The organism is Cryptocyanus atlanticus LEGE 06306, assembly GCF_056633155.1.
Genome location: NZ_JBSJOZ010000011.1, coordinates 41881 through 65991 on the forward strand (window position 1 = coordinate 41881; position 24111 = coordinate 65991).

Consider the following 24111-nt stretch of genomic DNA (forward strand, 5'->3'; position numbering starts at 1 on the left):
GCCGGAGCGGATCGGCCCTCCGGCTCCGGATCTGGCCCGTCCAGCTCATCCCTCCACGAGGGAGTCGCTGCTGAGCACCAGATCGCCCAGATGCCTCAGCTGCTCGGGTCTGGCTCCCTGCCAGAGCCCGCGGTGATGGGCCTCGAGCAGGCGCTCGGCCATGTCCCGCAGCGCCCAGGGGTTCGCCTCCCGCAGGAACGCCAGGGTGGGCTGGCATCCCAGCCAGCTGTCGCAGATGGCTCCGTAGCTCCAGTCGGGCACCCGGCCGGTGCTGGCGTCATAGGCGAACAGGTAATCGAGGCTGGCGGCCAGCTCGAAACCGCCCTTGTAGCCATGGGCCCGCATCCCCTCGATCCAGCGTGGATTGAGTACGCGGGAGCGCAGCACCTTGTCGAACTCCTTCTCCAGGCGGTGGAGCCTCGGGCGCTGGTGGCGCGAGTGGTCGCCGAACCAGAGGGCCGGCGCGGAGCCCCGCACCCGCTCGGCCGCCGCGCTGAGCCCCCCTTGAAACTGGTAATAGTCGTCGGAATCGAGCAGGTCGTGCTCCCGGTTGTCCTGGTTGTGCAGCACCACCTGCACCTGGCTCAGCCGTTGCTCCAGCCCGCTCCGGTCGGCCCTCGCCTCACCGGACGCCTCGTAGCGCCAGCCGCTCCACTGGAGAAACGCCTCCCCCAGATCAGCCCGCTCCTCCCAGTGGCCGCTGTCGATCAGCCCCTGCAGGCCTGCCCCGTAGGCCCCGGGCGCTGAACCGTAGACGCGGGCGCAGTGGCCCTCGGTTCGGGCCGCCGCCGCCAGGGGATTGTCCCGCTCGCTCTCGGGCAGGCCCGCCACCAGCGCCGTGGCCCGGTTGATCCAACCGACCAGCTGGGGAAAGGCATCGCGGAACAGGCCGGAAATGCGCAGGGTCACGTCCACCCGCGGCCGCCCCAGCAGGCTCAACGGGATCACCTCCAGATCCACCATCCGACGCGTCGGACCATCCCAGATCGGCCGGACCCCCATCAGGGCCAGAACCTGGGCAATGTCCTCACCGCCGTTGCGCATCGTGGCGGTGCCCCAGACCGAGACGGCCAGATGGCGCAGGTCCTCCCCCTCATCGAGGCCATAGAGCTCCAGCAGCAGTTCGGCGCTGCGTCGCCCCAGGTCCCAGGCGGCTTCGGTGGGAAGGCCACGCAGATCGACGCTGTAAAAGTTGCGACCGGTGGGCAGCAGATCGGGACGGCCCCGGGTGGGGGCACCGGAGGGCCCGGCGGCGATCCTCTCCCCCCCCACCCCCGCCAGAAACGACTGGCGTTCGGCCTCACCACAGGCCAGCAGCCGCGGCAGGAGCTCCCGGCGAATGCGCTCGATCACGGCCGTGCCCACCGCTCCCAGCCCCGGGACCACTCCCGCCGCTTCCTCCACCAGCAGGGGGGGCAGCAGCGCCAACGCCTGCTCCTCCAGGAGCGCCACCCCGTCTCCGATCCGGCGCAGGCCACCCTGGGCCCTGGGGAAGGCGCGCTGCAGGATCGCTTGATCGGCCGGGTCGAGGGCCGCCTCCTCGGGATCGGACCAGGGATCGAGCCGAAGGCCCAGATCCTGGGCCAGGGCCTGGGTCAGGCCGGGACCGTCGGGCAGGGGGGGGCGCGCCAGGCAGAGCAGCAGTTCCAGCAGGGCATCGCCGGTGGGCAGGGAGCCGAAGCTGTGCAGGCCGGTGCGGATCTGGGCCTCCTTGAGTTCGCAGAGGTAGCCGTCGGCGGCCTCGAGGCGGCTGTCGAGATCCGCTCCCGCCCCCCCTGTCTCCCCCGGCAGCTCCATGGCCGAGAGCCGTTCGGCCAGCCGTTCGCGCAGGGGGGCCACCCGCTGGCTGCCCAGCTGGCGGGCCTCCCAGTACTCGTCGAGCAGGGCTTCCAGTTCCTGCTGGGCTCCATGCAGGCCGGCGCGCCCCAGGGGAGGGGTGAGGTGATCGAGGATCACGGCCTGGGAGCGGCGTTTCGCCTGGGAGCCTTCCCCCGGATCGTTGACGATGAACGGATAGAGGTGAGGCATCGGCCCGAGCGCCCACTCGGGAAAGCACTGCTCCGAGAGCCCCAGCCCCTTGCCGGGCAGCCATTCCAGATTGCCGTGCTTGCCGACATGAACCACCAGCTGACTCGCCGCCTCCGTGCGCAGCCAGAGGTACTGGGCCAGATAGGCATGGGTGGGGGGAAGGTCGGGACTGTGGTAGGTGAGGCTGGGATCACGGTCATAGCCACGTTCCGGCTGGATCAGCACCAGCACCGCGCCGAAACGCAGGCCCCGGATCGGGAACGCCGGACCGGCTGGGGTGGTCTCCAGCCCGGCATCGCCGGCCGGTGGACCCCAGCGGGCCTCCAGGAGTGCTCGACCGGCCTCGGGCAGGGCCTCATACCACACCTGATAGGCCTCCAGGGGCAGATGGGCCAGGGGGGGGCGATGGCCGCTCTCGGGATCGTTGCTGCGGCCCTCCAGCAGATGCCGGATGAGCGCCTGACCGTCCCGGGGGCGCTCCTGGGGGAGGTCGTAGCCAGCCTCGGCCAGCCAGTTGAGCATCGCGGCGGTGCTGGCCGGGGTGTCGAGGCCCACGCCGTTGGCCACCCGACTGTTGCGGGTGGGGTAGTTGGCGAGGATCAGGGCGATCCGTCGCCGCTGGGGCGGTGTCTGGCGCAGCTCCACCCAGGCCCGCGTCAGGCGGGCGATCCAGGCCAGCCGTTCGGGATCGGGCCGGTGGTGGTGGAGCGCGGTGGCGAGGCGCTCATCCGCCCCCTGCATCTCTTTGAAGGCCCCCACCCGGGTGGTGATCCGACCGTCCAGCTCGGGAAGAGCCACCTGCAGGCTGAGGTCGAGCGGTCCCAGACCGATGCTGCTGGTCTGCCAGCGGTCGCGGCTGGAGCCGCTGCAGAGCAGCTGCAGCACGGGCACGTTCAGGGCCTGCCAGAGGGGAGCCCCCAGGCCGGCCTCCTCGAACTGCACCGAGGCGAAGGAGGTGGTGCAGAGCACCGCAGCCACGCCCTCACGGCCCAGCAGATCGGCCACCCCCCGCTGCACCCCCTGCTCCCGCAGGCCACTCACCCAGAGTGCCCTCGGGCAGAGACCCTGCTGCCGCAGGGCGCGGAGGGTGGCGGTAGCGAGCTCGGTGTCACCGGCCTGCAACAGAGCCCGGTACAGCACCACCCCCACCCGTGGGCCGGGCTCGGTCCGCCAGTCGTGGGGGGCCGGATCGGGCAGGGGTTCCGCCCGGGGGAGCCCGGGGCTGCGGCCCTCCAGCAGCTCCTTCAGCACCAGCAGCACCTGCCGCAGGTTGCTCTGGCCCCCCTCCCGCAGACAGCGGGCGATCGCCACCGCCAGGGCCGGTTGCACCGAGCTCAGCTCGGCCAGCGCCCACTCCTCCCCGGCGGTGCCGGCCGCCACGATCAGCTGCCGCCCACTCCCTTGGGCCCAGCGCTCCAGCTGCTCAAAGCCATAGCTCCAGTGCCCACGCCCCCCCAGAAGCCGCACCAGCACCAGCCTGGCCCGGCTGACGCTGTGGGCCAGGTAGTGATCGAGCACGGCCGGATGCTCGAGGGCGGACAGGTTCAGCCCACGGGCCGGTACGCCCAGCAGATCGGGCTCGGCGGCCAGCAGGGCCGAGAGGGTCGCCAGGTCGGTGTCGGCCGAGCTGAGCACGAGGACGGGAGCCTCCTCCTGCTCCACGTAGCAGGGATCCCCCCGATCCCCGCCGGCGCCCGGAACTGCCGCAAGCCGATGCATCGGCCCATCCTGGACCCCGACGGTGAGAAGATCGGGGCCAGCGCAACTCCCGGCGCCGCCAGCACCGCCCTCTCCCGACGCCGTTGAGCATGCAGAAGTTTCTCCCGTACGCCTGGTTCGGAGGCCGCTGCGTGCCCTTCGCGGAGGCCACTCTCTCGGTGGCCACCCACGCGTTGCACTACGGCACCGGGGCGTTCGGGGGGATGCGGGCCCTGCCGAACCCCGCCGATCCCGGGGAGATGCTCCTGTTCCGGGCGGATCGTCACGCCAGGCGGCTCAGCCAGAGCGCCCGGTTGCTGCTGGCCGAGTTGCCGGAGGCCACCATCCTCAGCGCCATCCGGGCCTTCCTGAAGGCGAACCGGCCCACCACCCCGATCTACCTGCGTCCGTTCGTCTACACCAGTGATCTGGGCATCGCTCCCCGTCTGCACGACATCGAGACGGATTTCCTGATTTATGGGATCGAGCTGGGCGATTACCTCTCCCCCGATGGAGTCAGCTGCCGCATCAGCAGCTGGTGCCGCCAGGAGGACCGCTCCCTGCCGCTGCGGGGCAAGATCAGCGGTGCCTACATCACCAGTTCCCTGGCCAAGACCGAAGCCGTCAAGAGCGGTTTCGATGAGGCCCTTCTGCTGAACAGCCGCGGCAAGGTCAGCGAAGCCAGCGGCATGAACCTGTTCCTCGTGCGGGATGGGGTGCTGATCACCCCCGGTGTCGATCAGGACATCCTGGAAGGGATCACCCGGGCCAGCCTGATGGAGCTGGCCCGGGATCTGGACATCCCGGTGCTGGAGCGGGCCGTGGACAAGACCGAGCTGTTCGTGGCCGATGAGGTCTTCCTCAGCGGCACGGCGGCCCGGGTCACTCCGGTGCGGCGGGTGGAAACCACCGATCTGCCCAGCGAGCGGCCCGTGATGGAGCGGTTGCGGGATCGTCTCACGGCGATCACCGAAGGGCGCGACGACAGCCACGCCCACTGGATCAGCCGCATTCGCCTCGACGATTGAGCCGACCGGGCCGACTCCGTCTGGGCCCGGACGGAGCCCCCGAAGGGCGATTTCTAGACTGATCCCCATTCAGGAGGTGCGATGAGAGCAGCTGTGGAAGGGGGCGTGGCGAGGGACGACGCCGCGGAGGCGACGGCAGCCGACGCTCGGGTGGGGTTCCTCGAGCGGCTCCATTCCCCCGAGCGGCCGGTGCTGGTCTTCGATGGCGCCACCGGAACCTCTCTGCAGCAGATGGATCTCAGCGCCGAGGATTTCGGCGGTGCGGCCCTGGAGGGCTGCAACGAGAACCTGGTGATCACCCGGCCGGATGCGGTTGAGGCCGTGCACCGTCAGTTCCTCGAGGCCGGCTGCGATGTGATCGAGACCGACACCTTCGGTGCCGCTTCGATCGTGCTGGCCGAATACGGACTGGAAGCCCAGGCCTTCAGCCTGAACCAACGGGCGGCCCAGCTGGCCCGGGCCCTGGCGGATCACTACAGCACCCCGGAGCATCCCCGGTTCGTGGCCGGTTCCATGGGACCCACCACCAAGCTCCCGACCCTCGGCCACATCGACTTCGACACGATGAAGGCCTCCTTCCGCGAGCAGGCGGCCGGGCTGCTGGCCGGCGACGTGGATCTGTTCATCGTTGAGACCTGCCAGGACGTGCTGCAGATCAAGGCAGCGCTGCAGGGGCTTGAGGAGGCCTTCGAGGCCGCCGGAGAGCGACGGCCCCTGATGGTCTCGGTCACGATGGAAACCACCGGGACGATGCTGGTCGGCTCCGACATCGCCGCGGTGGTCTCGATCCTGGAGCCCTTCCCGATCGATGTGCTCGGCCTCAACTGCGCCACCGGCCCGGAGCAGATGAAGGAGCACATCCGGTATCTGAGTGCCCACAGCCCCTTTGTGGTGAGCTGCATCCCCAACGCCGGCCTGCCCGAGAACGTGGGCGGGGTGGCCCACTACCGGCTCACGCCCCTGGAGCTGCGCATGCAGCTGCTGCATTTCGTCGAGGATCTGGGGGTGCAGGTGATTGGCGGCTGCTGTGGCACCACTCCCGAGCACATCGGCGCCCTGGCTGATCTGGCCAGGGATCTGCGGCCGAGCCCGCGGCCCGTGCGACGGCCGGAGCAGGGGCTGAGTCGGCCCGAACTGCAGTGCGAGCCGGCGGCCGCCTCGATCTACGGGATCACCCCCTACCACCAGGACAACTCCTTTCTGATCATCGGGGAACGGCTGAATGCCAGCGGTTCGAAGAAGGTGCGGGATCTTCTCAACGCCGAGGACTGGGACGGGCTGGTGGCCGTGGCCCGCTCCCAGCTGAAGGAGAACGCCCACGTGCTTGACGTCAACGTGGATTACGTGGGTCGCGACGGCGAGCGTGACATGCACGATCTGGTCAGCCGGCTGGTGACCAACGTGAACCTGCCGCTGATGCTCGATTCAACCGAGTGGCAGAAGATGGAAGCGGGCCTCAAGGTGGCCGGGGGCAAGTGCATCCTCAACTCCACTAATTACGAAGACGGAGATGAGCGCTTCTTCAAGGTGCTCGACCTGGCCCGTCGCTACGGCGCCGGGGTGGTGATCGGCACGATCGACGAGGAGGGCATGGCGCGGACAGCGGAACGGAAGTTCGCCATCGCCCAGAGAGCCTATCGCGACGCGATCGAGTTCGGCATTCCGGCCCGCGAACTCTTCTATGACCCGCTCGCCCTGCCCATCTCGACCGGCATCGAAGAGGATCGCAGAAACGCGGCCGCCACGATCGAGGCGATCGCCAGGATCCGTGGAGATCTCCCTGGTGTGCATGTGCTGCTGGGAGTGAGCAACGTCAGCTTCGGGTTGTCGCCGGCGGCTCGGATCGTGCTCAATTCCGTCTTCCTGCATGAATGTTGCAGCGCCGGCATGGATGCCGCCATCGTCTCTCCGGCCAAGATTCTGCCCCTGGTGAAGATCAGTGCCGAGCATCAGCAGATCTGCCACGACCTGATCCAGGACAACCGTCGTTTTGCCTCTGGGGAGCAGGGCGCAATCTGCACCTATGACCCCCTCACAGTGCTCACCACCCTGTTCGAGGGAGTCAGTGCCAGGGAGGCCCGCGAATCTGGACCCAGCCTTGCCGATCTGCCGGTGGAGGAAAGGCTGAAGCAGCACATCATCGATGGAGAACGCATCGGACTGGAGCCCGCACTGCAGCAGGCGATGGAAGCCTATCCACCCCTGCAGATCATCAACACGTTTCTTCTCGATGGCATGAAGGTGGTGGGTGAGCTATTCGGCTCCGGCCAGATGCAGCTTCCCTTTGTGCTGCAGAGCGCAGAAACGATGAAAGCTGCTGTGGCCTTCCTTGAGCCGCATATGGAGAAAGTGGAAGGGGAGAGCAGCGCCAAGGCCACCTTTCTGATCGCCACGGTGAAAGGTGACGTCCACGATATCGGAAAGAATCTGGTGGACATCATCCTCACCAACAATGGCTATCGAGTCATCAATCTGGGCATTAAACAAGGCGTTGATGCGATCATCGAAGCCCAGCGGAAGCATCAAGCGCACTGCATCGCCATGAGTGGTCTGCTGGTCAAGTCCACCGCCTTCATGAAGGACAATCTGCAGGCCTTCAATGAGGCGGGAATCAGCGTGCCGGTGATCCTCGGCGGCGCCGCCCTCACCCCCCGATTCGTCCAGTCGGATTGTCGGGCCGTCTACCGGGGTCAAGTGATCTATGGCCGGGATGCCTTTGCTGATCTCCGCTTCATGGATGCCCTGGTGGAGGCCCGCAGGGCCGGGGAATGGGACGACGCACAGGGGTTTCTCGGGGCCGTTCCGGCGGGCCTGGGCCTCGAGCCGATCCCCCCCGCCGCCAACGAACGCGTCACCGCCGCCGCCCCAGCCCGCCTGGAGCTGGCCGGCCCCGGGGACGGGGACCACCGCTCCGACGCCGTGCCCGAGGAACCGGCCCTCGCGGCGCCCTTCCTCGGCTCCCGGGTGCTGCTGGAGAGCGAGATCCCGCTCGATGCGGTGTTCGCCTACCTCGATCGCCAGGCCCTCTTCGCCGGCCAGTGGCAACTGCGCAAGGGGCAGCGGCAGAGCCGGGAGGAGTATGCGGCCCTGCTGGCCAGCAAGGCCGAGCCGGTGCTGGGCCACTGGATCGAGCGCTGCCGCCAGGAGTGTCTGCTCACCCCCCGGGTGGCCTATGGCTACTTCCCCTGCGGCCGCATGGGGAACACCCTGGTGGTGTTCGATCCGGATCAGGGGGAGCGGGAGCTGGGCCGCTTCGCCCTGCCGCGCCAGCGGAGCGGTAACCGCTACTGCATCGCCGACTTCTACCGCGACTGTGTCAACGGAGGGCCCAGCGACGTGCTGCCCATGCAGGCGGTGACCATGGGGGAGACCGCCACCGCCTTCGCCCGGGAGCTGTTCGCGGCCGATCGCTACACCGATTATCTCTACTTCCACGGCCTCGGCGTGCAGATGGCCGAGGCCCTGGCGGAATGGACCCATGCCCGCATCCGCCGGGAGCTGGGGTTCGGTGACCAGGAACCCACCACGCTGCGGGAGGTGCTGGCCCAGCGCTACCGCGGCAGCCGCTATTCCTTCGGCTACCCGGCCTGTCCCAACGTGGGGGATTCCCGTCAACAGCTCGACTGGCTCGGCGCCGGGCGCATCGGCCTGACGATGGACGAGAGCGATCAGCTCGAACCCGAGCAGAGCACCACCGCCCTGGTGGCGCTCCACAGCCAGGCCCGTTACTTCAGCGCCTGAGCCCGGCCGGCCGCCGCCCTCGATGCCAGGCTGGGGCGATCCTCCGCTCTCCCCCCATGGTCATCGCCGGTCCCGAGGGTGTCGATGCGGCAATCGCCGCGGGGATTGATCTCGACGGAAGCCCCATCCCCCCCGAAATGCTCAGCCTCTACAGGGAGGTGATGGCACTGGAGGCCCAGCGGGCCCGCAGCGGTGTCACCAAGTCGATGCGCAACCGGATCGTCAAGACCGGCGCCAAGCATTTCGATCAGGACAGCCTTGACGCCCGCCTGCGCTCAGCGGGCTGGGAGGGTCTCAAGCCGAAGGAGATCGCCTTTTTCTACGGCTGAGGCCGGGCTCAGAGCTCTTCCATCGTGTCGATCACCCGCTGCTGGAAGGCCTCCAGATCGGTGGAATCGCTCAGGTCGATCCCCTCACCGGCGGCATTCTGACTGAGTTCCTGGAAATGGAAGGCCCCTTCGCCATGGGCGAGGAATTCCATGGCGGAGCTTTCACCGCTTTCCCTGAAGGCATCCAACAGGGCCATGAAGGCAGCATCTTCGGTGAAATCCCAGCGCATGTAAGGGTGTCGGAAGGTCGGAAGGGCTGCGGGCGGTGGGCCTGGGGCACCACCGCACAATGACCTTTAACGCCTGCCCCCCCGAATCCGTCAACCTTCTGGGTGCCTTTCGTGCCCCTCACTGGGCAGACTCACCAGGGAAATGAGCGAACGACCCGTGGAAGAGCTCCGGACCCCGGCCAGCGGAACGGCTCGTAATGTGCTGGGGGAACCGCTCGTGGTCTGCGGTTGCGATCCGATGACCGGCTGGTACCGCGATGGGAGCTGCGGCACCGACCCCAGCGATCTGGGTCGACACACCGTGTGCTGCGTGATCACGGAGCTGTTCCTGAGCTACTCCCGCTCCCAGGGCAACGATCTCTCCACACCGATGCCCGTCTACGGCTTCCCGGGGCTCAAACCGGGCGACCACTGGTGCGTCTGTGCCGCCCGCTGGCTCGAGGCCTACGAAGACGGCGTGGCACCGCCTGTGCGCCTGGAGGCCACCGAGGCCTCCAGCCTCGATCTGATCCCCCTCGAGATTCTCCGCGCGGCCGCCGCCTGAGCCGCCAGGCCGGACTCACCAGGGAATCTCGGAGCCATCCCAGGCCAGGAAGCGGCCACTTTGCTCAGGCCCCCGGTGCTCCAGCACATCCAGGAGCTGCTCGGCGGCCTGTTCGGGGGAGAACAGGCGCTCGGGGGGCACGGAGGCGCGAAACGGAGCCGAAAGCGCGGTGGCGGTGGTGCCGGGATGGAGCAGGGTGACGCAGGCCAGCGGCAAGCGACGGCGCCACTCCAGGGCCAGGCAACGGAGCAACTGGTTCTGGGCGGCCTTGGCGGCTCGGTACCCGTACCAGCCCCCCAGGGCGTTGTCTCCAATGCTTCCCACCCGGGCCGAGAGGCTGGCGAACTGAACGGGACGATCGCGCACGAACAGGGGTTCCATCCCCTGGGCCAGCAGCACGGGGCCATGGGCATTGACGCTGAACAGCCGCTCCAGGGCGGCCCGCCGGACCTGGCTGAGCCGTTTCTCCGGCTGGAGCTCGCCAGCATGCAGCAGGCCGGCGCAATTGATCACCAGCCTCAGGGCGACGCCCTCGCGGCGGAGCCGCTCCCGGGCAGCATCCAGGCTGGCGTCGTCCTCGAGATCCAGGGTCAGGTGCCTCCGGGGATCGAGGGGCGGGGGGGTGGGGCCGGACCGGTTGCTGCCCCAGAGGCGGAGACCCGGGGCACGCCGCGCCAGAGCGGCGACCAGGGACCGGCCGAGGCCGCCGCAGCCCACCACCAGCGCATCCCCCTGCCAGCGGGAGAGGCCCGGAGGCCGGTCGGGAGGGGCCGGATGGCGCATGATGGCCGCATGGCACGGCGGATCGGGATCCTGGGTCAGGGAGCGTGGGGCCGCACCCTCGCCAGTCTGTTCCGATCGAGCGGCCATCGGATTTCCACCTGGTCGCGGCGGCAGGGCGCTCCCGCCGAAACCCTCCTGCCCGGGCAGGATCTGATCGTCTGCGCGGTGGCGATGTCCGGCGTCCCGGAACTCTCCCGGACCCTGAGCCCCCACTGGCCCGCCGGACTGCCGCTGCTGAGTGCCACCAAGGGCATCGATCCGGAGCAGCTCTTCACGGCCTCCCAGCTCTGGCAGAACGCCATCGAGGGCCTGGCCACGGTGGTCCTGAGCGGTCCCAACCTGGCCACCGAACTGGAGCAGGGTCTGCCGGCCGCCAGCGTGCTGGGGTCGGTGCACACCGAACTGGCCGAGCGGCTGCAGCAGGACCTCAGCGGAGACACCTTCCGCCTCTACACCAACCAGGATCCGCTCGGCACCGAGATCGCCGGTGCCCTCAAGAATGTGATGGCCGTGGCGGCCGGGGTCTGTGACGGGCTGGGGCTCGGCACCAATGCCAGGGCGTCCCTGCTCACCCGAGGCCTGGCGGAGATGGGTCGCCTCGGCCATGACCTCGGCGGCGACCCCGACACCCTCTATGGTCTGGCCGGCCTGGGGGATCTGCTGGCCACCGCCAACAGCCACCTCAGCCGCAACTTCCGGTTCGGACTGCTGCTGGCCGAAGGACTGACAGCCCCCCAGGCGATCGCCCGCATCGGAGCCACGGTGGAGGGGGCCTCGACCGCGGCGGCGGCCCTGGCCCTGGCTCGCCGCAGCGGCTGGACCCCACCGATCTGCGAGCAGGTGGTGGCCATGATCGAAGGCGAGAGTTCCCCCCAGCTGGCCGTGAAGGTGTTGATGGAGCGAACCCTGCGATCGGAGGTGGGATGAGGCGGCCGGCGGCGCTGATCAGCGCCTTCACCGACTCACCCCTGCAGGGCAACGGTGCAGCGGTGGTGCTCCTGGATCAGCCCGCCGCACCCACCTGGATGCAGGGGGTCGCCTCCCAGCTCAGGCAGTCGGAAACCGCGTTCCTGCTGCCGATGGAGCGCCTCGACCCCACAGCCCCGGACGGGGGATGGGCCCTCCGCTGGTTCACGCCCACCTGCGAAGTCTCCCTCTGCGGCCATGCCACCATCGCCGCCACGCTGGCCCTGGGTCACTGGAGCCGGCTGGAGGCTGGAAGCACCACCCGCCTGCGGAGCCGCAGCGGACGGTTGCCGGTGAAGCTGGAGGGCCTCGAGCCGGATCGGGCCTCCATCGTGCTGCCCGGCTCGGACCTGCGTCCCCAGCCCCTGCCCCAGGACCTGGGGGCCCTGCTCGGAGCACGGCCCCTGGAGAGCTGGTCGTCGGGGCTGGGCTACTGGGTGGCCCGGCTGAGTGAGGACGACGACCTGGGGGGCCTCGATGGCCCCGGCCTGGCCCGGTCCCTGGAGGGAGATCTGCGCCAGGGGCTGGTGCTCATGCAGAGCGCCGGCCGGGCTGCCTGGCCCGCCGTGCAGGGGAAGCCGGCCGATTACGGCCTTCGCTTCTTCGCCCCCGGACTGGGCATCGAGGAGGATCCGGTGACGGGGTCCGCCCATGCCCTGGTGGCCCCCTGGTGGTGCACGCGGCTCGGCCGGGAGTCGGTGGTGGGCTGGCAGCCTTCAGCAAAGAGCGGTGGCATGCTGTGCGAACGGCTGCTTTCCGGCATGATCCGGCTGTCAGGTTCAGGGCAACTGCTGTGGGATGGCCACTTGAGTGCTGGGTCCGGCGATGGCAGCTCCGCGGAGTGGTGCCGCTGCCTGGCCGCCAGCGGCTGAACGCGCTCCTGATCGGGGCACCGCTCAGTGTGGTGGCGATCGGTCTGGGGTTCCTGGCCCAGCGGTCCCTCACTCCGGCGGCCTCCAGCCTCGATGCCCGGGTGCTGGATGCTCTGCTGCCCGCCACCCTGGCCGACGATCCCGATCAGCGGGCCGAGGCAGCGCGGCTGGCGTCCCTGCAGGCCCGACGCGCGGCGCCGGCGGCCCCCACCCTTCCGGGTGGGGGAGGAGAGGAACTCGCCCTGGCCGAGCCGGCGGCCGGCCGGCCGGTTCCCCTTGAGGCCAGGGTTGCGCTGCTGCGCCATGCCGGCACCCCGGAACTCTCCGCCACGGGTTCCTGGACGCTGCGCAGCGGTGATGGGCGGATCCTGCTGCAGGGGGCGGCCCGCACTCCGGTGAATCTGGGCCGCGTCGCCATGCCGGAGCTCTGGCTGGACACCGGGGCGGGTGAGGCCCTGATGGTGAACGGGGAGGCCTACCCCGGACGGTTGCGCCTGATCCGTGAGGGCACCAGTCTCACCGTGGTCAACCATCTGGATCTGGAGCGCTACATCGCCTCGGTGGTCGGTGCCGAGATGCCCAGTTCCTGGTCGCTGGAAGCGCTCAAGGCCCAGGCGGTGGCGGCCCGCTCCTACGCCCTGGCCCACCTGGCCCGCCCCGCCAGCCGCCACTGGCACCTGGGCGACACCACGCGCTGGCAGGCCTACCGGGGACTCGCCTCCGTGACCGAGCGCACCACGGCGGCCACGGCGCGCACGTCCGGTCTGATCCTCAGCTACCAGGGCGGCATCGTCGAGAGCCTCTACGCGGCCAACAGCCAGATCACCCTGGAAGCCCATGGCCACCTGGGAGCGAGCATGAGCCAGGAGGGGGCCCAGGAGATGGCCAGCCGCGGCCTTCGCTACAACCAGATCCTGGGCCACTACTATCCAGGCGCCTCCCTGGCGCGATTGCAGATTGGTGGTGCGGGCTGAACGGCTCTGGCGCCGAGGCCTGGAGCGCACGGTTGAGGCCCGCCGCCAGGGTGCCCTGATTCCCCTGAGGACTGAGCGGATCCCGCCCGCCGGCTGGGAACCGTTTGAACTGCGCCGGCTGCTCACCGCCACCCCGAAACATCTGAGAGCCGGAGGCCCGAGACCCAATCCATTTCTGCCCTGGGACCGGGAGCTGGAGGTGGAGCGGCTGGGGACAAGCCATCTGGTGCTGCTCAACAAGTATCCGGTCCAGAGGGGTCATCTGCTGCTGCTCACCCAGGGCTGGGCACCCCAGAACGGTTGGCTGGAGCCCGCCGACTGGCGGGCCGTGGAGCAGGTGAACGCCGATACCGGTGGCCTCTGGTTCTTCAACAGCTGCGCCGAAGCCGGCGCCAGCCAGCCCCATCGCCATCTCCAGCTCCTGCCCCGCCACACCGGTGAGCCCCCCTGTCCGCTGGCGAGCCGCCTGGCCGCCCAGTTGGAGGGCGCCACCCCGCGCTGGCCCTGGGCCTACCGGCTCAGTCGGCGCGACCCCGGCCTGGGCCCAGGCGAGCTGGACGCCCTCTATCGACGCCACGCCCGGGAGCTGGGCCTGGGTTGCCGGGAGCAACGTGGCCGGCCCTGCCACCCCTACAACCTGCTCTTCTGCGATGACTGGTTCCTGACCGTACGGCGCCATCGGGAGCACAGGGCCGGCTTCAGTGTCAACGCCCTCGGTTTCGCCGGATACCTGTTGCTCACCGATCGGGCCGACCTGGACTGGTTCGAGCGCCATGGTCCCTGGGACCTGCTGGCGGCCGTCGCGGTTCCTGACGGCAGCGGAAGCGGACCCGACCAGCCCTGAGTGAGCCTCCGCCGCTGAATTCCGTGAAAGCACGGTTGCGGGTGCCCCACCGGTGGTCCCTTTCTGGAAAGAAGCGGCGGCTGTCTCCGGCACTCGCCGCCCACCGGACGGTCGCCAGTGATCGTCCACTCCATCCCCCTTTCCATCCACTTCTCCATCGCCCCCATGAGCCTGGCGTCCTGCACCACCGCCCCCCCGGCCCGCCGTCCGCGGCCCAGTCGCCGACTGCGTCAGCGCAACGAGCGGGTGGACCGCTACCGGGAGCTGGTCCGACCCATCGCGCTGCACTACGCCGCCCTCTGCCGTGAAGGCAGCGACGACCTGCACCAGGTGGGGCTGCTGGGTCTGATCCGGGCCGCGGAGCTGTTCAACAGCAAGGAGGGCACCCCGTTTCCGGCCTTTGCCCGGCACCACATCCGTGGGGCGATCCTGCACTACCTCCGGGATCAGGCGCCCACGATCCGGCTGCCCCGCCGTCACCAGGAACTCGAGCAGCAGCTGCGGCGCCTGCAGCGCAGCGGCAGGATCCCCCAGCCCGGGCCCGTCGCCGAGGGAGAGCTTGGACGGCTGCTCGGCCTGAGTCCGGAGCAGTGGCGGCGCTTCGAGCAGTTGCGCCAGATCGGACGGGTCGTTCCCTTCGACATCACAATGGAGGAGCATGTCGCGTCGGAGGAGCTTGAGGAGGAGCCGGCCCCAGACGGCCGAGCCCTCGCGTTGCTGGAGAACCTCGACCGGCGTCAGCAGACCGTCGTGAGGGAGGTGGTCCTGGCCGGTCGCAGCCTGCGGGACACGGCCCGGCTGATGCAGCTCAGCCCCATGACGGTCCACCGGCTGCTGGCCCGCGGCCTGTCCCAGCTGCGTTGCCGCCTCCAGGCTGATCCCCCCGCGGGTCTCATCCCTGAGACGGGACCTCATCGCGGGCCATCTGCTGCTCCAGAGTGCTGATTGCCGCGTTCAGCGCGGCCAGCTGCCGCTCCACGCCATCTCTCCAGAAGGTCAGCATGCGAAGCTTCCGCTCCTGATGGTGGCGACGGCTGGTTGCGGGATCGCAAGCCCCGGCGCTGCAACAGGGGAAGGACGGAAACATGGGAAAATGGGAGGAGGCCCATCGGTTCTAGCGGGCTTCCCGCCACGGATGCGATGCCGCTCCCACCCCGTGGGCAACCCCGGGCAGGTCCGCAAAACCCCTTGCCAGCCAAGGGATCCTGCCTCAGTGAGTCCTGAACGGGACTCGCAGCCGTTCCCCAGAAGCCCTTGCCGAGAATCAGCGTGAGAACAGTCGGTCCCATTGGTCTCACGCAAATGATCGTGCTGACCGTGCTGGGTGCCGCTGCTCTGGATGCTCCGGCCGCCTGGGCCTACGTGCCGCTGATGGCGGGACAGTCGGCGAGACCCCTCCAGGGTGTCTTCAACACCGTGCCGGTGCTCCATTCCAACCAACCGGAGGAAGTGTTCGGGCCGGGAATTCTGGTGAACACAGCCCCCGGCAGCGCCATCGCCAGGGAAACGGGCCAGTCCCTTCCCAATGCCGCCTTCACCTTCGACGGTGAGTTCGGTCTGCACATGCACCACAAGTACTACCCCGAAGACGCCACCCGGCTGGGTTACGGGTTGGTGCGCGGCCAGCTGACCCTGGCCACCATCGTGATCAATCCGGGGCCACGGCCGGTCACCCTTGAGCTCGAGCAGGGCGCTGTCCGCAACAGTTTCGAAGCCCCCTATCTCGCCAACCACCTGATGGGGGTCAAACCCCTGGGACCGAGGCCCTGGAACACCGGACCCGGAGATGCCACCGCCGTGATCATGCTGCGCCGCCAGCTTGACGGGCGCCTGCCCGACACCTTCACCATTCCTCCCTACAGCCGCTCCGTTCTGTTTCATACGAAACTGCCGGCGCGGGGCATCGCCAATGGCCTGATCAAGGGCCGGAGCGACGGTCCCTTCCAGATGGCGGTGGTGGCGGCGGAAGACCCCCGCAGCAACGCCGATCTGCTGGCGGTGCTGGATCAGGGTCTGCTGGCGCCGGGACGGATCTATCTGGCCATGCTCCCGAAGATCCAGAATCGTCAGGTCTTCTCCCGGGTGGGGGGCGTGGCCCTCGGCGACGCCTACCAGGCGAGCCTCAGCCACGATCTGAACCAGAGCCCGCTTCACGTGCCGCTCACCAGCACGAACCGCCACACCTTCGGAACCCGGGAGGTCCAGGTGAATGCCCTGGCCAGCCGGATGATCGATTCCTCCCTCGACAACGTGGGCACCTATGGGGTCCGGTTCGATGTGGATCTCAACCTCAAGGGCAGTGGTCCCCACGAGCTGGTGCTCAGTCACCCCACCCCCAATGGGCGCCAGTTCGTGGCCTTCCGGGGGTCGATCGGCATCGAAACAGACGAGGGATACGGGGAGGTGCACCTGGGCATGCGCTCGGGGGAAAGCCACGCCCTGACCCAACTCAACCTCAGGCCCGGGGTCAACAACCGGGTGCGGGTGAGCCTGGTGTATCCGGCGGATGCCACGCCGGGCCATCTTCTGAGCGTCGTTCCCGCCTCCCAGCTGGCCCTGTTGCGGGAGCGGGAGCGTCAGATCGAGGTCGCCCGCGCCGCGGCGGCCGCGGCGGCTGCCCGCAAGAGCAAGCCCGCCGCAACGGTCCCTCCGGCCGTGGCCGCCGGAGCGGCGGATCCGGCCCCGGCCACCCCCAGACCCCAGCCGGTGCCCGCGGCCCGGCCACCGGTCGCTCCGCCCAGACAGGCCGTGCCCAGGCCCAGGCCCCCGATCGTTCCCGCCTTCCTCCCCCCCCTTCCCCCCCTGACGCTGCCGCTGCTCAACAGGAATCCCAACCTCACCCCGTCCCCGGCGGGAGTGACGACCCCTCCCGCCGGCGTGGCCACCGTTCAGCAGACCCAGGATCTGCTGGATCGCTATCGGCAGGCCGCCGCCGCCCAGCAGCGTTTCCTCAGGGAGATGATGGGGCGATAGTCCCGCCAGGCCCCTGAGCCCACCGTGCAGGCAGACCACGACAAGCCCCTCCGACGGCGTATCCAGTTGGAGCTGCCGGTCCATCTGCTGACCCAGATCGACGCCCTCAAGGATGAGCTCGGCCACCGCAGCCGCGGAGCGCTGCTGGAGCAGTTGCTCAAGGATCTGTTTCGCGCCCCGGAAGGGGAACCGGACGGGGACAATCCGGAGGAACGGGAGGGGGATCCTCTGCTGGAGCGCGGGGCCCTCGTTCTGGTGACAGCCCCCCAGCAGGGCACCCTGGTGTTCGAGACCGACCCTGAATCGGAGGTCGAAGCCGAACCCGAGCCCCGCGCCAGGGCCAGCCGACGCCCCACCGGTGCGGGCGGAATCGACCTGCCCGGCTTCGTGCGGCAATCCTCCGCCCGCCTGCGCCAGAGTCTGCGTCCGACCCCGCAGGGCACGAGCGAACCGCTGCCGGGACTGGCCACGGGCGCTCTTGAGCAGGCCCTGCTCACCGTGCGGGAGCACTGGATGACCCTGTATGGCACCGAAGCCGGCGAGATGGTGCTGGAGGCGGCCATGCTCTGGCTCGGCCAGGAGGTCTGGCCCCAATCCGACCAGGCCGAGGGACGACCGTTCACCTGGACCCTGCTCGAACAGTGGATCGAAGGTTTCGTGGCGGAGTGGCCCGCCGGTCCCCCCAGCTTTGACCGGGTCATGGTGGCGGCGGGGCTGCTGGAGGATCCATTCAGTGGAGGCACCCTGAGCGTGCGCATGCCCACGCTGATCCGCCGCTTTGTGCACCGCTTCCGGCGGCGCCGTCGGGGAGCCTCCTTCCAGGCGCTGGAGCACACCATGACCATCCAGGGGGCCCTCAAGCTGCTGGATCTGCCGACGACCGCCGGGCACCGGCTGAGCCTGGAGCAGATCCGGGAGGCCTATCGGGATCAGGCCCTGAACCACCATCCCGATTCCGGCGGCAACGCCGACGCCATGCGCCGCCTCAACGAGGCCTACCAACTGCTCAAGGAGCTGTATCGCCGCTCAGCCTGAACTCCTGGAACGGGCGGGAGGAGCCTCGCTCCCGGTCGTCCCAGTCGGGTCCAGATTTCAGTCCAGAATAGGGTCGCGACTGAGATTCGCAGACCGCACATCTGGCCTGGACCCGGCCCGGGCAATCCCCGAATGGTTGTCGATTTCAGTTGTCGGCTGTGTGGGTTTTGTCGGGTCGGTCGGTCGCCCCCGTCCCCCATCTCGCCCCATCGGCTCCTGGATGAGGCCTCCCGGGATCCAGCCGGACGCGACATCCATGTCCAGAGTCTGCGCACCGCTGTGTCCAATCACGGCGCCCACACTCAGAAGCCAGGCTGTGAATGGGCTCCAGGAATAGCGTACCTGTGGTGTACACAGGTACGCTGACCCGATCCAGCTCGATCCCACCAACATCCGTCCACCCCGCCGGCGGACCCAGCAGCGCTCAACTCCAGTCCAAAGGGACCCGGACTGGACTCGCTGTCAGTCCAATTACTAGACCCAGATGGGCCGGATGGAGGCAGTGGGCGGACTGGCTGGCTGGGTGCATCCCGCCAGCCCTGGGCGGTGCAATCCGCAGCCAGGGCGCCCAGGCCACCGCCAGCGAACAGCCGTCGCGCCATTCTAATCTGAGACAGATGATGGGACCCGTTGTGCGTCTCAACGGAGCGCGACGGCTTCTGCGCCGACCCGGAAGGGGACTGGACAGGCAAGATCGAGGTCCGGTACCTCGCGGTCCTGACGCACTGTTCGCATTCCGATCCATCCGGTCCGGGGCCGAACACCAGAGGAGTCGCCCGGATCTCCGATGAAACCAAGCCTGGGTCCCGGATTGGGTCTCAGCTGAGATGCGCGCTAGGAGATAAGGGGGCCGTGGCGAAGGCGGCCCGGGTCCACTTGCATCCGTGACCCCAACGCCTCAGCCAGGCGTCTGCATGCCCTGGATCAGGAAGTCAAAATAGGGAGCCGTCATGGCGGCGTCCTCCGTGCTGAGCAGGGCCAGCGAGGCGTCCTTGAGACTCCGCATGCTCTCCACCATGCCGGCCATCGGCACGCCCAGGCTGTTGTACATCTCCCGGGCACCCAGCAGGCCGATCTCCTGAATCTTCTCGGTGCTGCCGGCCATCACGCCATAGGTGACCAACCGCAGGTACCAGCTGAAATCACGGAGACACTGGGCCCGCTGCTTCTGCCCGTAGGCGTTGCCACCCTGGGCCACATAGTCGGGCTTGCGGGCGAACAGCTGGCGGGCCGATTCATCCACGATCTTCTTTTCATTCTCGGTGAGCACCCGAGCCACCCGAACCCTCCGGGCTCCACCGGAGAGGAACTCCGCCATCGTGCGGAGCTCCCCACCGCTGGGATACCGCAACTGATCATCGGCTTGGAGGATCAGATCCCGAACGACGCTCATCGAGGACACCAGGCGCAACGCCAGTGTATCGACGGCGGCTCCAGACGGGATGGGGCGCACTGGAGCTGTAACGGCCCTTTGCATCTAGGGTTCTGAAGCCACCGTACCGCCGTCGTTCCCCGTTGATCGGATTGTCCCTGCCGGCTCCAGGCACGGAGCTCCAGCTCCGCATCACCGGTCTCAACCATGAGGGCCAGGGGGTTGGACGGATCGGGGTCCCCGACCAAGCCGACGGGGACGCTGGGCGGGCCGTGGTGGTGTTCGTGCCCCAGGCCCTGCCCGGCGAGGAGGTGCGCGCCCGGGTGAGCTTCCGGGCCCGCAACCATCTGGTGGCGGAGATGATCGAGCGGGCCTCCGACGCTCCCGAGCGGCGCCAGCCGCCCTGCATCCTCGCCACCCGCTGCGGTGGGTGTGCCGTCCAGCACCTGGGGGACCTGGAGCAGGCGGCCTGGAAACAGGATCTGGTGCAGCAGGCCCTCAGGCGGATCGGTGGGCTGGAGCTGGCGGTGGAGCCGATCCTGACCTCCCCCTCCCCCCTGAGCTATCGCAACCGCACCACCATTCCCCTGGAGCGCACCGCCGATGGTGTGCTGCGGGCCGGCTTCTACCGCAGCGGCAGCCACAGGATCGTCAACATGAGTCGTTGCCCGGTGCTCGATCCGCGCATCGATCGGCTGATCGCCCCGCTGAAACAGGACCTGGAGACAAGCGACTGGCCCGTCGATGTGGATCTGCGGGAGGGGGGAGGCCTGCGGCACCTGTCCCTGCGGGTCGGGCACCACAGCGGCGAGGTGCTGCTGACGCTGATCAGCAGCCACGATGGGCTGCCCGACCTGGAGACGATGGCCGGCATCTGGATGGAGCGCTGGCCGGAACTGGTGGGGGTGTGCCTCAACCTCCAGCCGGCGGCCACCAACACTCTGATGGGGTCACGCACCACGGTCGTGGCCGGTCGCTCCTGGTTGCGGGAACGGTTCGCCGGCCTGGAGCTCCGGATCGGTCCGGACACCTTTTTCCAGGTCCATACCGCCCAGGCGGAACGTCTGGTGCCGCTGCTGGAGGAGGCCCTTCTGCCGGCGGCCGGTCGCCGGCTGATCGATGCCTACTGCGGCATCGGCACCTTTTCCCTGTCGCTGGCCGCAGCCGGAGCCCAGGTGCTCGGGCTCGAACAGCATCCCGCCAGCGTCGAGCAGGCCCGCCTCAACGCCGCCCTCAACGGCTTGAACGGGCTGACGGTGGAGGCCGTCGACGTGCGGGACGCCCTTCCCGCCGCCCTCGAGACCGCCGATGGGCTGCTGCTCGACCCCCCCCGCAAGGGCCTGCCCGCGGGAGTCTGCGACGCCGTGCTCGATGATCCGCCGGAGCGGATCGCCTACCTGAGCTGCAATCCAGCCAGTCTGGCCAGGGACCTGGCCCGCCTCACCGCCGCCGGCACCCTGCGGCTGACCCGGGTGCAGCCCCTGGATTTCTTCCCCCAGACCAGCCATGTGGAGGGTCTGGCCGTTCTGCAGCGGATCTGAGCGGATCCCCGGGTCCGCCCCGCCGCGGGGGCCTGCGGCCTCACCCCCGCAGCAGGGCCCCGAAGCGCCGCTCCAGGGTGCGGAGAATGCCGGCGTGGGCTGCTTCGACCTCGGCTTCGGTGAGTGTGCGGGAGGAATCCCGGTAGCGCAGGCGGAACGTCTGGCTGGCCGATCCCGCCTCCACCTGGGGGCCCTGGTATCGATCCATGAGTTCGGCGGATTCGAGCAGGGGACGCCCCGCCTGGCGCATGGCGGCCAGCAGGTCGGCCGCGGTCAGGCTGGAGGGCACCACCAGGGCCAGGTCCCGTTCGGAGGCCGGCACCGTGGGATAGGAGCGGAAGGCTGGCTGCCAGCGGCTCTTCCGCGTGGCGGCCCGGAGCAGGGCGGCTAGATCGAGCTGAAACAGATAGGTGGCCTCCGGCAGATCAAGGCCGTCCGCGGCGGCGGGATGGAGCTGGCCGAACCAGCCGGCGGAGCGCCCTTCCAGCACCAGGTCGGCGGCCCGTCCGGGGTGGAGCAGGGGACGGGCGGGTAGGGGCCGATCCTCACAGGGGAGCCCCAAGCTCAGCAGGGCCCGCTGCAGAACGCCGCGGGCCTCGAAGTAGTCGGGCGTGCGGGGTTTGCCTCCACTGCTCCAGAGCTCGGAGCGGCGCTCACCGCTGATCACCCCGGCCAGCTGGGCCTCCTGCCGGGGGCCTGACGTGCCGGCGTGAAAGACGTTGCCGATCTCGAAGCCCCAGAAGCCGCAGCCGGCGCCCTGCCGGTTGCGGCGGGCCGCCAGCAGCAGCTCATCGACCAGCGTGTCACGCAAGTGGCCGTAGTCGGCCAGCAGCGGATTGGCCAGCGCCAGCCGTGCCGGTGCCGCCGGCCCATCCAGGGGCAGCGCAGAGTGCTCCGGCACGAGCGAGAACGCGCAGGTTTCCTGAAGGCCGGCCTGACAGAGGGCCCGGCGCAGGCGCCTGGCCGCCTGCTGCTCCGGATCAAGCCCACCTGGCACAATCGGATCTGGCAGGCGGGACTCGAAGCTGTCGTAGCCGGCCAGCCGTGCCACCTCCTCGATCAGATCCACCTCCCGCCGGAGATCCATCGACCGGGACGGCGGCACCGTGACCGCCCAGCCGCCCTCGACGGGATCGAGCCGGCAGCCGAGGGCCGAAAGGGTGTCCTCGATGCGTCCATCCGGCAGGTCAACGGGCTGCCCATCGATCCGCACCGGACCCAGCAGGTTGTGGAGCGCGTCCCGACGCAGGTGGACAGCCGGCGACTCCCGAGGCGGGGACTGGTGCAGCCAGCGGTTGGTCGGCTGCGCACCCGCCAGCTCCTGGAGGAGCTGGGTGGCCCGGTCGGCCGCCAGCAGGGTGGCCTCGCGCGGCAATCCCTTTTCGAAGCGGCTGCTGGCATCGCTGCGGACCCCCACGCTGCGGGCACTGCGGCGGATCGCTTCCGCGCTGAACGCCGCCGCCTCCAGCCACAGGTGGGTGCTGGCGGCCGTCACGGCGGTGTCAACCCCGCCGATCACGCCGGCCAGCGCGACCGGCTGATCGGCGTAGGTGACCACCAGGGCTTCCCCGTCGAGACGGTGGCAGGACCCATCGAGGGCGGCGAAGGATTCACCGTCGCGGGCCTGGCGCAGCCCGATGCGGGCCGGGTCGGGCCCGCCGCCATGGAGCCCGGCCAGACGCTCCCGGTCGAAAGCATGGAGGGGCTGGCCGGTTTCAAGCATCACCAGGTTGGTGATGTCGACCACGTTGTTGATCGGCCTGAGCCCCGCCCGCTGCAGACGACGCTGCAACCAGAGGGGGGACGGGGCCACCGTGACCCCCTCCAGCGCCGTGAGGCTGAACAGCCCCCCCCGCTCCATCGCCGCGGCGCTGGCGGATTCCGGATGGAGCGGTTCAGCCGGAATCGGCGGAGCGGGGGGTGGCAGGGTCAGAGCGGCACCGGTGAGCGCGGCCACCTCGCGGGCGATGCCGCGCATGGAGAGACCATCGGGGCGGTTGGCGGTGATGGCCAGCTCCAGCACCTGATCGTCGAGGCCGAGCAGGGGGCCCACCGGGCTCCCCGCCGCGGGCGGCTGGGGTGAGAGCCCATCGAGAACCGCGATGCCCTCGGACGCCTCCGCCAGACCCAGTTCCTTCAGGGAACAGATCATCCCGCTGCTGGCCACCCCCCGCAGCTCCGCCGGCTTGATGGTGAGATCCACCGCCGGCAGATGGGCGCCCACCAGGGCCACGGGGACATGCAGGCCCGCCCGCACATTCGGCGCCCCGCAGACGATCTGCAGCAGACCGTCGCGGTCCCCGGGGGGACCCTCGCCCGGACGGTTCTCCGCCGCGCCGACCCGGACCCGGCAGACGCTGAGGCGGTCCGCGTCGGGGTGGGGGGTGCAGGCCTCCACCACACCCACCACCACCCCCCGGGCGCGTCCGGCCAGATCATCGATCGCCTCCACTTCGAAACCGGCGAGGGACAGCCGTTCGGCGAGTTCCTCCAGGGGCAGGTCGCAGGCCACCAGCTCCTTCAGCCACTGGAGCGAGACCCGCATTGTCCTGGAGCGTTCAGAGCATGGATCCTAAGGATGGGGGGTCAGAGCTCGAGGCGGTATCGTGGCGGATCAGCTGACAGTCACGCCCCAGCGGCGCACGTCCTTTCCATGGCCAAAAACAAGGGCGTCCGGCTCGTGATCACCCTCGAGTGCACGGAATGCCGGTCCAATCCCGCCAAACGGTCCCCCGGGGTGTCCCGTTACACCACCCAGAAAAACCGTCGCAACACCACCGAACGGCTGGAACTCAAGAAGTTCTGCCCTCACTGCAACAAAAGCACGATCCACAAGGAGATCAAGTGAGGGTGGAGGGCTGCCGCACTGACGGCGCCCTCCGCAGATCGTTTCTTCCGTCCGTCCCCAGCCGTCCGCCATGTCCAGTTCCTTTTTCAAGAAGCGCCAGTCTCCGATCAAGCCCGGTGATCCGATCGACTACAAAGATGTCGATCTGCTCAAGAAATTCATCACCGAGCGGGGCAAGATTCTTCCCCGGCGCCTCACCGGTCTCACCGCCAAGCAACAACGCGATCTCACCAACGCGGTCAAGCGCGCCCGGATCGTGGCCCTGCTTCCCTTCGTGAATCCCGAGGGCTGAAGGGCCCCGATCC

Annotated in this window: 19 protein-coding genes; 14 read left to right on the plus strand and 5 right to left on the minus strand. The window is 69.2% G+C overall.

The genetic code is table 11. The features are described 5' to 3' along the window. Window positions 1-45: 45 nt before the first annotated feature. On the minus strand, window positions 46-3747 hold the full coding sequence (gene cobN, locus ACWJI7_RS11400; protein ID WP_479938069.1) for a cobaltochelatase subunit CobN: 3702 nt from the start codon (window positions 3745-3747) through the stop codon (window positions 46-48). Between the two features lie 89 nt (window positions 3748-3836). On the opposite strand from cobN, the gene ACWJI7_RS11405 reads away from it, so the two are divergent. The 3 genes from ACWJI7_RS11405 to ACWJI7_RS11415 all read left to right on the plus strand — a co-directional run bounded on the left by ACWJI7_RS11405 (window position 3837) and on the right by ACWJI7_RS11415 (window position 8824). Beyond that, window positions 3837-4754 carry a branched-chain amino acid transaminase gene (locus tag ACWJI7_RS11405; RefSeq protein ID WP_479938071.1) on the plus strand — a complete coding sequence of 306 codons (918 nt, stop codon included), beginning with the start codon at window positions 3837-3839 and terminating at the stop codon, window positions 4752-4754. A gap of 81 nt (window positions 4755-4835) precedes the next feature. Further along, on the plus strand, window positions 4836-8495 hold the full coding sequence (gene metH, locus ACWJI7_RS11410; RefSeq protein WP_479938073.1) for a methionine synthase: 3660 nt from the start codon (window positions 4836-4838) through the stop codon (window positions 8493-8495). A gap of 56 nt (window positions 8496-8551) precedes the next feature. Further along, complete coding sequence (locus ACWJI7_RS11415) at window positions 8552-8824, plus strand: small RNA NsiR4-regulated ssr1528 family protein (RefSeq protein ID WP_479938075.1); 273 nt, start codon at window positions 8552-8554, stop codon at window positions 8822-8824. A gap of 8 nt (window positions 8825-8832) precedes the next feature. Here ACWJI7_RS11415 and ACWJI7_RS11420 read toward each other — a convergent pair whose 3' ends face one another. Further along, on the minus strand, window positions 8833-9054 hold the full coding sequence (locus tag ACWJI7_RS11420; RefSeq protein WP_479938077.1) for a hypothetical protein: 222 nt from the start codon (window positions 9052-9054) through the stop codon (window positions 8833-8835). A 142-nt stretch (window positions 9055-9196) separates the two neighbouring features. On the opposite strand from ACWJI7_RS11420, the gene ACWJI7_RS11425 reads away from it, so the two are divergent. Beyond that, window positions 9197-9598, plus strand: coding sequence for a DUF2237 family protein (locus tag ACWJI7_RS11425; RefSeq protein ID WP_479938079.1), 402 nt, complete (start codon window positions 9197-9199; stop codon window positions 9596-9598). A 15-nt stretch (window positions 9599-9613) separates the two neighbouring features. On the opposite strand, the gene ACWJI7_RS11430 is transcribed toward ACWJI7_RS11425, so the two are convergent. Further along, window positions 9614-10381, minus strand: coding sequence for an SDR family NAD(P)-dependent oxidoreductase (locus tag ACWJI7_RS11430; RefSeq protein ID WP_479938081.1), 768 nt, complete (start codon window positions 10379-10381; stop codon window positions 9614-9616). A gap of 9 nt (window positions 10382-10390) precedes the next feature. Here ACWJI7_RS11430 and ACWJI7_RS11435 point away from each other — a divergent pair, with 9 nt between their 5' ends. The 7 genes from ACWJI7_RS11435 to ACWJI7_RS11465 all read left to right on the plus strand — a co-directional run bounded on the left by ACWJI7_RS11435 (window position 10391) and on the right by ACWJI7_RS11465 (window position 18045). Then, window positions 10391-11308, plus strand: a complete 918-nt coding sequence (locus ACWJI7_RS11435; RefSeq protein WP_479938083.1) for an NAD(P)H-dependent glycerol-3-phosphate dehydrogenase — start codon at window positions 10391-10393, stop codon at window positions 11306-11308. Continuing rightward, on the plus strand, window positions 11305-12219 hold the full coding sequence (locus tag ACWJI7_RS11440; protein ID WP_479938085.1) for a PhzF family phenazine biosynthesis protein: 915 nt from the start codon (window positions 11305-11307) through the stop codon (window positions 12217-12219). Before ACWJI7_RS11435 ends, ACWJI7_RS11440 begins: the two co-directional genes overlap by 4 nt. Further along, window positions 12189-13193: a SpoIID/LytB domain-containing protein gene (locus tag ACWJI7_RS11445; protein WP_479938087.1), complete on the plus strand. Its 1005-nt coding sequence runs from the start codon at window positions 12189-12191 to the stop codon at window positions 13191-13193. The genes ACWJI7_RS11440 and ACWJI7_RS11445 overlap by 31 nt, the downstream gene beginning before the upstream one ends. After that, complete coding sequence (locus ACWJI7_RS11450) at window positions 13180-14037, plus strand: ATP adenylyltransferase family protein (protein WP_479938136.1); 858 nt, start codon at window positions 13180-13182, stop codon at window positions 14035-14037. The genes ACWJI7_RS11445 and ACWJI7_RS11450 overlap by 14 nt, the downstream gene beginning before the upstream one ends. Before the next feature lie 165 nt (window positions 14038-14202). After that, window positions 14203-14982: a sigma-70 family RNA polymerase sigma factor gene (locus ACWJI7_RS11455; protein WP_479938088.1), complete on the plus strand. Its 780-nt coding sequence runs from the start codon at window positions 14203-14205 to the stop codon at window positions 14980-14982. A 357-nt stretch (window positions 14983-15339) separates the two neighbouring features. After that, complete coding sequence (locus ACWJI7_RS11460; RefSeq protein ID WP_479938090.1) at window positions 15340-17010, plus strand: DUF3370 family protein; 1671 nt, start codon at window positions 15340-15342, stop codon at window positions 17008-17010. 24 nt (window positions 17011-17034) lie between these two features. After that, complete coding sequence (locus ACWJI7_RS11465; protein ID WP_479938091.1) at window positions 17035-18045, plus strand: J domain-containing protein; 1011 nt, start codon at window positions 17035-17037, stop codon at window positions 18043-18045. 898 nt (window positions 18046-18943) lie between these two features. Here ACWJI7_RS11465 and apcD read toward each other — a convergent pair. Beyond that, window positions 18944-19438: an allophycocyanin subunit alpha-B gene (gene apcD, locus ACWJI7_RS11470; protein ID WP_479938093.1), complete on the minus strand. Its 495-nt coding sequence runs from the start codon at window positions 19436-19438 to the stop codon at window positions 18944-18946. A 122-nt stretch (window positions 19439-19560) separates the two neighbouring features. Between apcD and rlmD the strand changes: the two genes are divergently transcribed. After that, window positions 19561-20958 (plus strand): 23S rRNA (uracil(1939)-C(5))-methyltransferase RlmD, encoded by a 1398-nt coding sequence (rlmD, locus tag ACWJI7_RS11475; protein ID WP_479938095.1) that lies wholly within the window; start codon window positions 19561-19563, stop codon window positions 20956-20958. Window positions 20959-20998: 40 nt separating this feature from the next. Here rlmD and pheT read toward each other — a convergent pair whose 3' ends face one another. Next, window positions 20999-23503: a phenylalanine--tRNA ligase subunit beta gene (pheT, locus tag ACWJI7_RS11480; protein ID WP_479938097.1), complete on the minus strand. Its 2505-nt coding sequence runs from the start codon at window positions 23501-23503 to the stop codon at window positions 20999-21001. A 108-nt stretch (window positions 23504-23611) separates the two neighbouring features. On the opposite strand from pheT, the gene rpmG reads away from it, so the two are divergent. Next, window positions 23612-23806 carry a 50S ribosomal protein L33 gene (gene rpmG / locus ACWJI7_RS11485; RefSeq protein ID WP_479938098.1) on the plus strand — a complete coding sequence of 65 codons (195 nt, stop codon included), beginning with the start codon at window positions 23612-23614 and terminating at the stop codon, window positions 23804-23806. A 70-nt stretch (window positions 23807-23876) separates the two neighbouring features. Beyond that, window positions 23877-24098: a 30S ribosomal protein S18 gene (gene rpsR / locus ACWJI7_RS11490; protein WP_479938099.1), complete on the plus strand. Its 222-nt coding sequence runs from the start codon at window positions 23877-23879 to the stop codon at window positions 24096-24098. The last annotated feature ends 13 nt before the right edge of the window (window positions 24099-24111 follow it).